We start from the raw sequence: 15,310 nt of genomic DNA, 5'->3' as shown, positions 1-15,310 counted from the left end.
CAGGGACTCATTGCAATGAAACAAAGTCAAAGCAAGTCAATATTCGATTTCTACGGCAAGCCGTCTTTCGGCAAAGCACTGCCGCTATCATTCCAGCATATTCTGGCCATGATCATGGGGGCCGTTACGCCACCTATTATTGTTGGTGGTGTAGTCGGTGCGAGCCCTGCAGAAGTAACATTACTTATACAAGTAGCGTTGTTCTTCTCTGGTATTTCTACCATGCTGCAGCTCTATCCTATTGGGCCCATGGGTTCTAGAATGCCAACTATCTTCGGGGTGGGCTTTGCTTATGTGCCTACTCTGATTGCCGTAGGTTCAGTATATGGCATCGAAGGTATCATGGGCGCGCAGATTATCGGTGGTGTCGCCATGATTGTGGTGGGTATTTTTATTAAGAAAATTCGCCACCTCTTCCCACCGGTTGTTGCGGGTACCGTAGTATTAGTTATTGGTTTGTCTTTGTATCAAATAGCGATTAACTACATGGCCGGTAGCGGTAAGCCTGGTGTTCCTGGTTTTGGCGATGGCCAAAACTGGTTAGTCGGCCTGACTACCTTAGTAATTGTATTGGCTTGTTCGCAGTTTGGTAAAGGTTACTTCCGCCTAGCGGCCATCATCATCGGTATTGTTGCCGGTTATGTGTTGGCATTTACTTTAGGTATGGTGAGCTTTGACAAGATTGCTGATGCCGATTGGGTAATGCTGCCAATGCCATTAGCCTTTGACCTGCACTTCCCTATTGAAGCTATTATCCCGATGGTTATTATCTGTATCGTTAACTCAGTACAAACCATTGGTGATTTATCTGCGACTGCTATCGGTGGTATGAACCGCGAATTAAAAGATAAAGAATTGTCTGGCGGTTTGATTGGTAACGGTTTTACTACGCTGATTGGTTCTTTCTTTGGTGCTCTGCCTACCTCTTCGTTCAGTCAGAACGTGGGTATCGTCGCTATGACCAAAGTTATCAGCCGCTATGTACTGGGCATTGCTGGTATCTTTATGATTTTGGCCGGTTTGCTGCCTAAGTTTGGCGCCGCGATGACCACTATCCCCTACCCGGTATTGGGTGGTGCAACCATCATAGTGTTCGGCATGATCACCATGACGGGTATTCAGTTACTGGTTAAAGACGAGCTGTCTTCACGTAACGTGACTATCGCCGCCTTGTCTGTTGCTATGGCAATGGGTATCCACGCTTCACCTACCGCTGTTGGTCAGCTGCCAGATATGCTGAAAACACTGACTAGCCCAGTAATTGTTGCCGCGCTAATGGCCTTCATTATGAATATCGTGTTGCCTAAGAAGTCTATTGAAGACGAGAAGCGTGAGCGTGAGCAAATTGAAAAAGACATGAATGGCAGCAGCGATGATGCTGATAATGTCCAAAAAAAAGTAAAAGCTGAAGGCGCCAACTAAGGAATAAATCTTAAGTTAAGCTAACATTCAGTATCTAAAAAGCCGGTCGCAAGACCGGCTTTTTTTATGTCTAATACCAACCCACCCCGAGCGTAGGGTCGCCTTATTTAGGCAAGGAGTATTCGACCTCTTTAGGCCGTGCTATGGTTTTGGTCGATTGAAATCGACCCTACGATCAGGATGGCTCCTTGTTTTTTGTAGGGGCGAATTTATTCGCACAATAATGGTGGCACGGCCTAAAAGAGACCAACCTACAAAACTAACGTGAGACCTTGACACCCAACAGAGTATCTACAGAAGACATAAAAATCTGATCAACTGGTATAAGCGCAAATATCTTACTTGGCAAAAAGGCGGTTTCAAGGCTTTGCCCTTGTGCTATAACCATGGTCTCTTTTTAAGGCGACAGGAAGTTTCATGACTCAATTCAATAATGTGACCGTTATCAAGCAGGCCAATGTGTACGACGGTGGCAAGGTCACCAGCCGCGTAATCCAGTTTGCCGATGGCAGTCGCAAAACGTTAGGCATTATGCTGCCTGGCGAGTATACCTTTGACACGGCCGCGGCCGAGTTGATGGAGATTATTGCCGGCGAGCTAGAAGTACAGCTGCCAGACACTGAGCTTTGGCAAGCCATTAAGGGCGGTGAATCGTTTAATGTGCCAGCCAACGCCATTTTCAAATTAAAAATCCATACCCTAGTGGATTATTGCTGCTCTTATTTCGACTAAGTTGTTAAGCACTCTACCTTGCGAGACAGAGTGCTTAAATACCCAGCTTTATCCTCATTGGAAGTAACGATTTTCTACGTCTGCCACCGAAATCGGCTTGCTATACAAATACCTCTGCAGCTCCTGCCATCCCATGCCCACGAGTACCTTTTGCTGACTCACCGTTTCTACTCCTTCGGCTATAGTTAGCCCAACCGTTAGCCCAAAACTAAAGGGAAATTAGGATGCCCATACTATTGCTGTTACTAAGCTTGCTGGCCACGCCACTGGCCGCCGAATATCGTGTTCTCCCCCTAGCGCAGGGCCTACACCATCCTTGGGGACTGGTAGAGCTGCCCAGCGGCGAGCTATTAGTTAGCGAGCGTAGAGGTCGTTTACTGCGCCTCAGCGTCAATGGCAACCCTACCACGATTACCGGTCTGCCCACGCTGACAAATGCGGGGCAAGGCGGTTTGCTTGATTTGGCCCTGCACCCCAACTTTGCCAACAATCGTTGGCTGTATTTCAGTTACAGTCAACCTGGCAAAGGGGGCTCCGGCACCGCCGTGGCCAGAGCACAGCTGCATGGCTCTACCCTTCGCAACGTAGAAGTCATCTTTGTGCAACACCCCAAAACCTCGGGCAGTGCGCACTTTGGCTCTCGTTTGGTATTCGACAATCAGGGTTATCTGTTTATTACCACCGGCGAGCGTTATCACTCCCGTGATATGGCGCAACGGCTCGATAATCATCTGGGAAAAATCCTCCGCTTGCATGACGATGGCACCGTGCCTGCTGATAATCCCTTTATACATACCCCCAATGCCAAACCCGAAATTTGGAGTTACGGTCACCGCAATATTCAAGGCGCCGCCATTCATCCGCACAGCGGTGTACTGTGGACCCACGAGCATGGCCCGCGCGGCGGTGACGAAGTAAATCTCATCAAAGCGGGTGCCAATTATGGCTGGCCTCTGGTGACCCATGGCCGAGAATACAGCGGCGGCGTTATCAGCCAAAATACACATCTGGATGGCATGGAAGACCCACTTTGGGTATGGGTGCCGTCTATTGCTCCTTCTGGCATGCTGTTTTATCGCGGACAGCACTTCCCCCAGTGGCAAAACTCATTGTTTGTTGGCGCCTTAGCGGGCCGCAAACTGGTGCGACTAACACTAGATGGCCCCAAAATCATTGGCGAACAGGCGCTGCTTGAAGAGCTAGACGTGCGTATTCGTACCTTGGTGCAAGCTAAAGACGGCGGTATTTACCTGCTAACCGATGAGACGAATGGCCAGTTGCTTAAGTTGCTGCCGGCAATCGATGAGTGAGAAGTCCAGTTTAAAACCAAGAAAGAGGCAGAGGAACAAAGAGCCAACAGATCAAAATCTATTTTTGCCACGGAATACACGACTCTTTACTTACGAGAAGCACGGAAAAATAGCGATCTGATCTGAAAGGGATCTTTTATGGTAAAACCTGAGGTTAGGCACAAGCAAAAGTGACGACGAAACAGAGACTGAATATGCAGGCTGGTGTGGGCATGGTTTTTAGCTCCATGTTGTCCTCTTCACTCTTTACGCTTCACCCGTCACGGTTTAAACATCGCCCCAAAATCTATTTTTGCCACGGAATACACGACTCTTTACTTACGAGAAGCACGGAAAAATAGCGTTCTGATCTGAAAGGGATCTTTTATGGTAAAACCTGAGGTTAGGCATAAGCAAAAGTGACGGCGAAACAGAGACTGAATACACAGGCTGGTTTGGGTATGTTTTTGTTCCATGTCGTCCTCTTCACTCTTTACGTTTCACCCTTCACGGCTCTTTCGGTGTTTGTTTTTAACGTAAGGCTTGCTGCTTTCTTGGGGGCTGATTTTGCCACTAAAATGCGGTAATATTTAACAACTGCATTTAATATTAATTACTTTTGTAAGCAATAAGGAAAACATAATGACGCAGAAAATCTGGAACGTGTATCTGTCTGGTGAAATTCACAGCGACTGGCGTGAGCGTATTATCGAAGGTACTAAGGCCGCAGGCCTGACTGTTGAATTTACGTCAGCCGTGACCGATCACGACGCCAGCGACATGATCGGCGTGAATATTTTAGGTAACGAAGAAAATAACTTCTGGCGTGATCGCAAGGCGTCTGGCATTAACAGCATTCGCACCTCTACCCAAATTAAAGCTGCCGACTTAGTCGTGGTACGCTTTGGGCCTAAATACAAGCAGTGGAATGCCGCCTTCGACGCCGGCTTTGCCGTAGCCTTAGGTAAGCCTATTGTTACCCTGCACGACGCCGAGCTGGATCATCCCCTAAAAGAAGTAGATGAAGCAGCTAAGGCAACTTGTCGTGAGCCAGAGCAAGTGGTAGAAATTCTAACTTACTTACTGTCTTAAGCTTCAAAGCAGAGCTAATTAGATAACGAGTTACATAAGAATCCCTCGCCATGCGGGGGATTTTTTATTGTGCGAGTGTGCCGAGTTCTGTCGGCTGCCTACCTTTTGGCAACGATACCAACTCCCTTCTGTTTTACACTTAGCACTCACTTATACAAAAGGTCATGCCTCATGAAGTATTGGACTGTTGCACTATTACTGAGCAGCCCGAGTTTAGCGCTTGCCAATGCAGAGGTATGGATAGATGTAGGCAGCCAAGAGGAATACGCCACCGAGCACCTGCACGATGCCGTGCATATTCCTTATACCTATATCGCCCGCGGAGTTAGTGCTCGCTATCCCGACAAACAAACCGCCATTAAGTTATATGACCGAGACGGCTTTCGCGCTCAGCAAGCCTCTGAAGCCTTACAGACCTTGGGTTATCAGCAGGTAATGGACAAAGGCGGCTTAGCAGCCCTTAAAGAATCAGGCCGAACAACCCAACAAACCGACTTGCACGCTGATGCCACGCCCACCACCGCTGTGCATTCATTGAATGACACCGCCGGCTTATATGCAGACCTGCCCGCAATAGACTCTTATTAGACGACCAGAGTGCTGGCTAAAGAGTGAAGAGGACAAGATCCGAACCTTCAAGACAGAATATTATGTGCCGCCTTTGTACATTTAGACCCCTTCACCCTTCACACACTCTTGCAGCTGTTCTTAGTAATACCAATCTCACTAAATGTTTGATCTATTTTAAAGCTTGGAGTGTGAGAGGCAACACAGCCACCTCCCACGACACGCCATAAACCCATCCATGGGGGCTCGGGAAATGCCGTCCTTGGCATTTCACGGTCGTGGGAGGCGATCTCTGTTGCCTCTTTATAAGCATCGAGTTGTCTGTGAGCAGCGTCATCAGTCATCTACGAAATATAGGAGAGGATGAAGGGCACTGCTCCACCGACCATCACATGACAAGGATGTCATGTGTTTGAGCGCCATAGGCGAGTTTATTCCGCCGAGATGAACTATTTTAACCTAACCGAATATCCAGTGAATATTCGCAGTAGGTTAAAGTGGTGAATGTCATTAACCCTTGCAGCGTGTCGGTGGAGTAGGCCGTTTATCCGACCTTTATAGAAAGTAAAAGCAGACTACTTATTTAGTGCGATTGGTATAAAGATCGTTGCAAAAAATGCACATTCGCTTACACGGCGAGCGGCTTCAAACGTGATCCGTTTCATCTTCACGTAAGCCCACTTTTAGTACCTGATCGCCATCAACATCAGCCACCGTCCATACCATGCCATAACGCAAAAAGTTATCGCCCACTACCGGGTGCCCGTTACTGTGGGTAAGCATAAATTCGCCTAAATTCAATTGTGCCTCGCTGTCATCAACATCAACACCATACATAAGTGCGACATCGCCCATCAGCGCATCGGCATCCAGAATAAAGTCACCAAAGAAAGCGCGCGCCTTGCTGCGGGCTGCGTCCAGATCACCACCAAACATATTATTGAGGGTTTTAAGATGATTGCTGCGCCCTATTACGCACAGTGCATCCCCCATGGCCAACCGTGTGCTGCCCGAGGCGGGTAATAGGTTTTCCCCTCTAAACACTGCGGCCACTCGACAATGAGGCGGAAAGGTCAGATTGCGCACCACTACGCCGTCTATAGACTCACTGCTCACGGTGTAGAGGAACATTTCAAAATCGTCTTCTTGAAAGATGCCCAGCATAGAACGGCGCTGTGGTGCTAATTCCGGTGGTACTTCTACTTTTAATAACCGCGCTATTTGCGGCAAGGTGGAGCCTTGCACCAACAGCGAAATAAGCACCACAAAGAAGGCGACATTAAAAAACATCATGCCCTCGGGTATGCCTGCCATTAACGGGAATATGGCCAGCACAATAGGCACGGCGCCGCGCAAGCCTACCCAAGAGATAAAGCCTAACTCTCGGCGGTTGAAACGAAAGAACGGCACCAAAGACATCAACACCGCTAACGGCCGAGCAATAAAAATCAACGCCAATGAAATTAGCGTTGCAGGCAGCGCCATGGCCCACATATCGGCGGGCGAAATCAGCAAGCCTAGCACCAAAAACAGCCCGATTTGGCTAAGCCAAGCTAAGCCATCCAGCACGGGCAAAATCGACTCCATATCGCGCAAGCGGGAGTTACCCAATACCAGACCGGCTAAGTACACCGCCAAAAAGCCACTGCCTTCTAACAGCGCGGTCAAAGCAAATACTGTTAAGCCAAAGCCCATCACTAAAATGGGATATAAACCGGGGGCCAGTTCGAAGCGCTTGATCATTTGCACTAATAGCATGCCGCCCAAGATACCCGCTATGGTGCCAATGCCAAATTGAGTCAACAAAAATAGCAGGGCGTCGCCGGTGCCATTCATATTGCCAGTGATCAGGCCAATTATGGTTAACGTTAAAAATATCGCCATCGGGTCGTTGGTGCCTGACTCAATTTCAAGGGACGCGCCTACCCGTTGGTTAAGGTGCATGCCCCTGCCGCTCAGCAACGAAAATACCGCCGCCGCATCGGTGGATCCCACAATGGAGCCTAACAACAAACCGTGTAGCCAGCTTAAGTCGAGAATATAAACCGCAATTAGCCCGGTCACACCACTGGTCACCACTACGCCCAATGTCGCCATGCTTAACGCCGGCCTTAGCCCCACACGGAAGGTATCCATGCGGGTACGCATGCCGCCATCCAGCAATATGATGGCCAACGCGAGATTGCCGATGCTGTACGCCAACGAATAACTTTCAAATTCAATGCCGCCGGGGCCGCTTTCACCGGCAAGCATGCCGATGACTAAGAAGATAAGCAGAATCGGAATACCAGAGCGCGCCGATAATAAGGTGGCCAATACGCTCACGCACAGCAAAATCCCAGCCAGTAAGAAAAGATGTTCAAGATTATCCAAAGGAAAGATTCCGACAGGGTGTTAGATATAATAGTTATATCATACCTTATTACGTTAAATCAGAGTGCTTTTTTAACCATATTTTAAGTATATATATGCAAAAAATAGACGTCGTCAGGTTTTATCTCGTGGCTTGATTCCTCTGCTATTGGTCGTTATCACGGCGCTTACGCTCTCTTTAGCCAAAATGACTAAAGTCTGACTGCATAACTATTCTAAAGTAGCCTTTATTATCGCTAAATACGGCACCATGTAGGTCCATTAAAGCTTAAATAATCTCCAAATCTGCATATTTTATTATTAAATTTCACGATCCGGTTGCGCCTCATGCTCTGCTTCTTTAAAGTTCTGCGCCTGTTTATTTTTTTACGCCCACTGTCTGGCCTTTGCCTGTTAGTGCCCATCTTGTTCAGGAAGCAAAACCGCATGGAACCAACCCACATCAGTTCACTGATCCCCATCGTGATCACCCTTTTACTCGCTCTTGGCACCCGCAATGTGGTGATCGGTCTTTTTGCCGGTGTGGTCAGTGGCGTGGTCATGCTGAACGATTGGCATCATCCGCTGGATAATTTTGGCATTTTGGTCAAAGACCATTTGGTCGGACAGCTGACCGACAGTTATAACGCCGGCGTATTGGTGTTGCTGGTATTTATCGGCGGTTTCGTGGCACTAATGGAGCAGTCTGGCGGTGGCCAAGCCTTTGCTCGCAAGGTAACCCACTGGGTGAGCACTAAATGCCGTGCACAAGTTGCCGCCTGGCTGGGTGGCATTGTCATATTCTTTTCCGATTTGGGTACGCCCTTAATTGTGGGCCCGGTATTTCGCCCACTGTTCGATAAACTTAAACTATCGCGCCAGAAGCTGGCTTTTATTATCGACTCTACTGCTTCACCGGTGGCCATTTTGGTGCCTTTTATCGGCTGGGGCGTGTACATCATGGGCCTGCTGCAAAAGGAATTTAATGCCCTTGAGCTGCCGTTAACCGACTGGGAAGCCTTTATTTCGGCTATTCCATTCCAGTTTTACGCGGTGCTGGCGGTAGCCATAGTGCCCTTAATTGCCTTTAAGAAGTTAGACTTTGGCCCCATGGCCGATGCCGAACGCGCCGCCGAGCGCGGTGACATTGCGAGTGGCCCTATTGAACAGCAAACCCTGTTTAACCACGACAATGCACAAGCTTCTTTTGTTTGGGCGCCGCTGTTGGTAATGGCTGGCGTGTTGGCCGCCATGCTGGGGCCACTGGGCTTTCCGTTTGAAAAGGTGTCGGGTTCGGTGTTTCGCGCTGCACTATCCACCGCTTATTTTATGGCAGCCATGACGCTGATTATCTTAATGGCTGCTTACGGGGTGCGCCGAGTGACCGACGGTATTGCCGTCTACCTTAAAGGCATGAGCAACATGATGCAGGTGGCGATAGTGCTGATACTGGCATGGACCTTAAGCAGTGTCGGTAAAGACTTGGGCGCCGCCGCCTATATTGCCGAACAGGCACAATCGGGCTTTCCTGCCTGGCTGGTGCCCGCGGTGGCCTTTTTGCTGTCGGCGATTATTTCTTTCGCCACCGGCTCATCTTGGGGTACCTTCGCCATTATGTTTCCCTTGGTGATCCCAACCGCCATCGCCATAGACGCTCCGCTATATGCCTGCATTGGTGCCGTGCTGTCGGGCGGCCTGTTTGGTGATCATTGTTCGCCTATTTCAGAAACCACCATACTGTCGTCTACCGGTTCGGGCTGTGATCAATTTGAGCACTTCCGTACTCAGTTGCCTTACGCCTTGCTTAACGGCAGCATTGCACTGGCTGGCTTTTTGGTAGCTGGCTGGACAGAAAGCCCGCTTATTCTGCTGGCAGCCATCGCCACTCAGCTAATACTGGTTATTGCATTGTCACGCTGGCAAACCCACCGCCTGCAAGGAAAAACCGCCTAACCGACAAAGCCCTAGCATCTTATGCTAGGGCTTTTTTATCAAGAGCTACCTGCCCTCTAGCTAGTTATGCCGAGCAGCTATTCTTAGCTTATTTACTGTTAGCCAAACCAGAGGCCGTTATGATCATTACTTTATCCATCAAACTCGTTGCGGGTATGTATGCAGAAACAGAATGGGCATCCGAGCTGGAAATAGTAGACTCGGTGTCGTTGTATGATCTGCATGACGCCATTCAAGGTGCGGTCGGTTTTGATAACGATCACATGTATTCGTTTTTTATCTCTCGCCAAGAGTTCGGCTCGGAGCGTATTCATTTTGACGGCGAAGAATTTTCGCTGGATGACGACATAGCGTCGCTGTTTCCCCTACCCAAGGGCAAGAAGCTGTTCTATTGGTTTGATTTTGGCGACGACTGGATTTTTCAGGTCGCCAAGTCGCGCAAGAAACCCAGAGAACCCCAGCCAGGCCGCCACTATCCTTTTGTGACCACCGAAACCGGCAGCAAGCCAGTACAATATAAAGGCTACGATCCCGAAGATAAAGACGAGTGGTAACAATAGCACCCTGCGCTACATGATTTTTGTAGGGGCGACGTCAGTCGGATAAAGGGGCCGGGATAGTTATTGAATGTCGTATTTGCGGATTTTTTTACTGTGGCAGGTTGGTTAATGATGCTCTGCGATTGACTCGGGGCGATTCATACTAGGGTGCGCTGCCGACGCTTCGATAGGTCAGCAGCGCGAACTCTGATTAAGAGTTGGGCATTGCGGCAATGATGATCACTTCAACGCGATATTCCGGCTTGGCCACCGAAACCTCGCCACAGGAACGGACCGGGGCAGTCCCCTCAGGAACCCAGCTGTCCCACACCTCGTTGAAAACGTCGTAATCGCCCATGTCAGACAGCCAGATGGTTGCTTGCAACAGGTGTGATTTATCGGTGCCTACCTCGGCCAGCAGAGCGTCGATGCGTGCCAAGCAGCTGCGAGTCTGTTCGGCAACGGTTGCGCCTTCGCCAACCTGTCCGGTCAGGTAGACGGTGTCGTTGTGGCGCAGTATTGGGCTAGAGCGTTTAGTGGTGCGTACACGTTCGATAGTCATGTTAATTTTCTTCCAGTTAGTTAGCAGCAGACAGCCGAGCTAATATTCTGCTGACGAAGGATTAACCAACGAGTATACAGGGGGGTACTGGGGGTGCAAGCTTATACCCTGAGAATGACTTTTAGGGGGCGTGCAGAGCAAAATTTCGTCACGCAGGCAAAGTTAGCGGGTGGTAATACTTCCTTGTTATATATTATCAATTGCGTGACTTTCAGCGGCAGGCCGCAATGATACATCCCGGCACGCAGCACCTGCATTCAATGGGCACACATTACCCACAATGTTGTGGCACTTACCGACAGCAGCAATCAGCCAATCGGCGCACTGTGTTGCCCATCAAATGAGTCTCGATGAACTGTTAGCATATTTCAGTGCTGATAGCAGGCAGTCTCATCGCTGATGAAAAATCGAGCAACCATAGTCACCCTAGTACTATACTGACCTCAATAATATATAGCAGTCGTTTTGGTGAGGCCCTGCGCAATCATTGGGCTAGAGACATGTTATCCGTTGCACCCTTGGCGACTTGCCCTTAAAACCACTGAGGCTACTCCCATGAAACTGATGGTTATCAACCCCAACACCACCTCCTCAATGACACAGCAGATGGCAGAAAGCTGCAAGCGCCTGATTGGCCCAGACGTACAGCTCTCTGTTGTTAACCCCACAGAGGGTGTAGCAAGTATTCAAGGCAGGGCCGACGGTATTGCTGCGGCTTATTACACGCTGCGACTGATCGAGAAGGCAGATAAAGAAGGGGTTGATGGTTTTGTTATTGCGTGTTTTGACGATACGGGATTGCAAGCGGCCAGAGAAGTGGCCTCGGGGCCTGTTTTAGGCATTGGTGAATCCGCCATGTATGCGGCGTCCGTTCTCGGATGCAGATTTTCCATTCTCACCAGTACGCAGCGCTCTGTCCACATCCTTGAAGAAAATGCGGCCAATTATGGGTTTTCACAACGCTGCGAAGCAGTGCATGCCCTCAACATCCCTGTTCTTGACCTGCACAGTGATAGCTCCTACAAGCTGGCCCTGAAACGCTCAAGAGAAATCGTCAAACAAGATAAATCCGAGTGCTTGGTGATGGGCTGTGGTGGTATGACGCATTGGCAGGAGTCTTTATCAAAAGATCTGGGAATGCCGGTGATTGATGGCGTTACGGTTGGTTTAGGGCTGATTGAAAGTTTGGTCAGAATGGGCCTTAAAACCAGTAAAGCCTGTACCTATGGTTACCCAATCAAATAACAAGTCGCACATTAAACCCACACACTGATGTGATTTGGTTATTAGCCCAGGAGATCACGAATATGAGTTCAACACTTAAGTCATCAGCAAGTACTACCACTGTGGAAGAGATCCATGACAAGTCCTACGGAGAAGAGTCCCTTGCTCCACAAGAAACAAGGATCATGGACCGATGGTCTTACTTTTTTGCGTGGCTTGGTGGCTGCGTATCTATCGGGACCTTCACGGCAGGCTCATCACTGGTCGGTACATTGAATCTGTTGCAATCTACTTTAGCCATAGCTGTTGGTTGTTTTGTTATTGGTATTTTTCTTGCCATTAATGGCGCCGCAGGACACAAATATGGCATTCCATTCATGGTCCAATCCAGAAGTGCCTTTGGCTTTGCTGGTACGCGTTTACCAGGTCTGATCCGTGCGGTTCCGGCACTTGTCTGGTTCGGGTTTCAAAGCTGGATTGGCGCAGGCGCTCTTAATACCTGCTCTGCCGTGCTCTTCGGATACAGCAACATATGGCTGTTTTTTATCTGCTTTCAAGCCTTGCAGATCGGGTTGTCGGTGTTAGGTTTTCACGGTATTAAATGGCTTGAAAACATCGGCAGCTTCTTCATTATTGCTTGTTTGATCTACATGTTTGTCAGTGTTGTCGACAAGTACGGTGATGTGCTCGGTGACAAACTGGTCGGAATCGAAGGTAGCTGGGGTATTGAATTCTGGGGCGCGACTATGTTGTTTCTGGGTATATACAGCACCATGATGCTCAATGTCAGTGACTATTCGCGAGAATTACACCATGACACTAAACGCGGGATATTAGTCACCATCTACTCCTTATCCATCTTGCCTGCGACGTTATTTATGGGTTTGATTGGTGTTATGGTGTCGACTGCGACAGGCGTCGTTGATCCCATCGAAGTGTTCACCAGTGCCGTTGATAACAAACCCTTGCTGGTCACAACGTTATTATTCATTGCTTTCGCACAGGTCACCACCAATATCCTCAACAACTGTATACCACCCACTTACGTGATGATGGATATTTTCGGCTTTTCCTTCAAGAAGGCTTCAGTCATTACCGGTCTGTTGGCATTCGCCACATGCCCCTGGTTGTTAGTGACGGCTGAATCGGCGGATGGCTTGATCATCTTTATTAAAACCTATTCGGCGTTTATCGGACCTATCCTGGCGGTGTTGATTGTTGATTATTACCTGATTCGTAATCGTACGTTAATCGTCAGTCAGTTTTACGATGCGAATGGCCCCTATAAGGGTATCAACTGGGCGGCTTATATCGCGGTTTTCGCAGGGGTGCCGGTCGCCCTCTATTTCTCTAACGTTTCTTTTTACGCCAGCTTGTTACCTTCGGCTATCGTTTATTATCTGCTGATGAAGAACAAAATGGTGGGTAGTGAACGTTTCAGCCAATAATAGAGGAATGCACATAGGGGCGTCCTCATTTGATGTGGAAGCCTCATTTAATCCCCTTCTATTACATGACCACAATTTTACACCGATGCACAGCAGGCAGCACAGCCACCTCCCACTACACGCCATAAACCCATCCATGGGAGCTCGGAAATGACATCCCTGTCATTGTCACGGTCGTGGGAGGTCATCTGCGCTACCTCCTCTCTAAGATCGAGTCGCCTGCTAGCGGCGCTTATCGCTTTGAATTTTTCTTAAAGCGCATCGGTGCTGCGGATTGCCGTTTATCACCTTCCATTTTGCAACCCATATTGCTTATAATGCGATAGCTTCGTTTGAATTCAGTTTTAATCGCTGTTGTATGTTTGAAAAAATAGGCCTGATCATCAACAAATGTCGGCGGTAGCCTGCCCGACAGCCACTCAATAAAGCCTGTTTAGGCCATATCATGCTCAAAAAGCACACCCAGCATGCGCATTTACAATCTGCGATTGAAAATAAACGCAGCTGATTCAACGCATTACAAAGCCAGGTAGTATTGATATCAGGCATTGACCACGGACAAATCGAGCATGCGTGTTTTGATCATCAGGCAGGAATGTAGAAGTAAGTTAAAGCTATTTATTATCAGTAGCTTAACAAAAAACAAGTCACTGGTATGATGAATGAAAACTCGCATGCGCAATATTAAGCTGTTATGCATAAAAACTAACTGTGATTTATTATAAGGAAATGTCTAATGAGCTATGACGTAATAAGGCTGGCAGCCGACAGCCTGACTTATCGAGATAAACTAAAGCTTTCCCAATATTTGATTCAAGCGGCAATAAAGGAAGAATAAGATCTGAATCCTACCGCGAGAAATATTTCAGCGCCAAAGATTGAGAAGGCAGAAGCGAAAATCATAGATAAAGCGGCTAGCGATTTGGATGTCATTTCGTATGTTAAGGAGAGGCTAGTCAAGTCAAAACCCTCAAAGAAGCAGTCTCTAATAAACTTCATTGCTGCTATGTTTCAATTTCAAGGCGGTATAGAAGAGAATAAAATCGATGCGATTATTAGCAGGCTTGAAAAAGATAGGGTCTTAACTATTTCCGGCACTAAAATCATTTATGCATAACAAGTCGCAGCAGTATGCGGCCTACGACCGCCGGACACCACTGACGTGTCGCTGCTGTGCTCAGCGTTAGGTCTCGGTAGTTTAACTTATTTACTTTAGGTGTTTAAATAGTATATCTACCTAAGTTAATTAAACATAACACTAATAATACAAAGAGAAAGATATGAGTAAGAAATTTAAGACAACATGGTTTTATAGCGGATTGGATACTTATGAACAAGAAGTAAAAACCGGAATCTTCAAAAAGTAAAACAAAGAATATTATACGCAACGGCGTGTTGATTTTGAACAGTTTTCTAAAAGCTTAGAGAATAAATACGAAGAGTTAGATAGTGAAGGTTATGACGTGATTAATGTTATACCTATTGCAATGGGTCAATCTGAATCATGTACAAACGCAGGCCAAGCCTACCTTGGGGATGTTGGTTTTTCTATTACTCGAGGTGCAGTTGTTGTAGGAAAGAAAAAAGATAGCACAGCTTAGTATATGAATTAAGCAGACCTAATCGGGTAGCCGAGGGTTTCTAGCCCTCAGCCCCCCACAACACCCTACACCGAGGCGTCGGACCGGCTGCCCCGCACAGGGCGTTTCACTAAGAATGGGGAAGCTTAATCCAACCATCGCGTAACTCATACAGCCCCTGAGATTTTAGATAAGCATTCGATAATGCTTGATTAATCCCCGGAGTTTTAGAGCTGCGCCATGGGCCTTTGCTGGTTATACCGCAGGCCACTGCGGCTTGTACGTGAACGCCCAATCTCATCAGGTTTCTTACTTTAGTGCGTGGCTTTCGCCAGACAGCCCCTCGCGGAGCTGCCCTTGCCATTCGCTAGTAGTTCGCATCTAATATCGATTATAAATAGCTAAAGATGGTGACCTTCCTACAGAGGAATTTCACCTCATTAGTTCATGCCCATGCTGGGCGTACACAAAACGCTGTTGCTGGGTAAGCGCCCTTAAATCAGCATCTATTAACCCAACTTATCCAGCATCACACTAATACCTCTCATTT

At 48.0% G+C, this 15,310-nt stretch carries 11 protein-coding genes; 9 read left to right on the top strand and 2 right to left on the bottom strand.

Translation table 11 applies throughout. The features are described from left to right. Positions 1–15: 15 nt before the first annotated feature. The 5 genes from ACFQ1C_RS04205 (at position 16) to ACFQ1C_RS04185 (ending at position 5,123) form a co-directional block, all read left to right on the top strand. Entirely contained in the window at positions 16–1,422 is a 1,407-nt protein-coding gene (locus tag ACFQ1C_RS04205) for a uracil-xanthine permease family protein (protein ID WP_379557284.1), read from the top strand. Positions 1,423–1,839: 417 nt separating this feature from the next. Beyond that, a complete protein-coding gene (gene ppnP / locus ACFQ1C_RS04200) occupies positions 1,840–2,154 on the top strand; it encodes a pyrimidine/purine nucleoside phosphorylase (RefSeq protein WP_379557283.1) in 315 nt (104 codons plus the stop codon). A gap of 224 nt (positions 2,155–2,378) precedes the next feature. Next, entirely contained in the window at positions 2,379–3,464 is a 1,086-nt protein-coding gene (locus tag ACFQ1C_RS04195) for a PQQ-dependent sugar dehydrogenase (RefSeq protein WP_379557282.1), read from the top strand. Positions 3,465–4,085: 621 nt separating this feature from the next. Further along, on the top strand, positions 4,086–4,535 hold the full coding sequence (locus tag ACFQ1C_RS04190; protein ID WP_379557281.1) for a YtoQ family protein: 450 nt from the start codon (positions 4,086–4,088) through the stop codon (positions 4,533–4,535). Between the two features lie 171 nt (positions 4,536–4,706). Then, positions 4,707–5,123, top strand: a complete 417-nt coding sequence (locus tag ACFQ1C_RS04185) for a rhodanese-like domain-containing protein (protein WP_379557280.1) — start codon at positions 4,707–4,709, stop codon at positions 5,121–5,123. 624 nt (positions 5,124–5,747) lie between these two features. Here the strand turns inward: ACFQ1C_RS04185 and ACFQ1C_RS04180 are convergent. Then, positions 5,748–7,475, bottom strand: a complete 1,728-nt coding sequence (locus tag ACFQ1C_RS04180) for a potassium/proton antiporter (protein WP_379557279.1) — start codon at positions 7,473–7,475, stop codon at positions 5,748–5,750. A 426-nt stretch (positions 7,476–7,901) separates the two neighbouring features. Here ACFQ1C_RS04180 and ACFQ1C_RS04175 point away from each other — a divergent pair, with 426 nt between their 5' ends. Next, positions 7,902–9,407 carry a Na+/H+ antiporter NhaC family protein gene (locus tag ACFQ1C_RS04175; protein ID WP_379557278.1) on the top strand — a complete coding sequence of 502 codons (1,506 nt, stop codon included), beginning with the start codon at positions 7,902–7,904 and terminating at the stop codon, positions 9,405–9,407. A gap of 119 nt (positions 9,408–9,526) precedes the next feature. Further along, positions 9,527–9,961: an IS1096 element passenger TnpR family protein gene (locus ACFQ1C_RS04170; protein ID WP_379557277.1), complete on the top strand. Its 435-nt coding sequence runs from the start codon at positions 9,527–9,529 to the stop codon at positions 9,959–9,961. A 196-nt stretch (positions 9,962–10,157) separates the two neighbouring features. Here ACFQ1C_RS04170 and ACFQ1C_RS04165 read toward each other — a convergent pair whose 3' ends face one another. After that, complete coding sequence (locus ACFQ1C_RS04165; RefSeq protein WP_319783878.1) at positions 10,158–10,508, bottom strand: RidA family protein; 351 nt, start codon at positions 10,506–10,508, stop codon at positions 10,158–10,160. Between the two features lie 555 nt (positions 10,509–11,063). Between ACFQ1C_RS04165 and ACFQ1C_RS04160 the strand changes: the two genes are divergently transcribed. Further along, positions 11,064–11,753, top strand: a complete 690-nt coding sequence (locus ACFQ1C_RS04160; protein WP_379557276.1) for an aspartate/glutamate racemase family protein — start codon at positions 11,064–11,066, stop codon at positions 11,751–11,753. Between the two features lie 62 nt (positions 11,754–11,815). Then, positions 11,816–13,180: an NCS1 family transporter gene (locus tag ACFQ1C_RS04155; protein WP_379557275.1), complete on the top strand. Its 1,365-nt coding sequence runs from the start codon at positions 11,816–11,818 to the stop codon at positions 13,178–13,180. Positions 13,181–15,310: the final 2,130 nt, after the last annotated feature.

Origin of the sequence: Oceanisphaera ostreae (genome assembly GCF_042676125.1) — a bacterium.
Lineage (GTDB): Bacteria > Pseudomonadota > Gammaproteobacteria > Enterobacterales > Aeromonadaceae > Oceanimonas > Oceanimonas ostreae.
The sequence above is the reverse complement of the archived record's forward strand: the minus strand, read 5'-3'. Positions and strand labels throughout refer to the sequence as shown.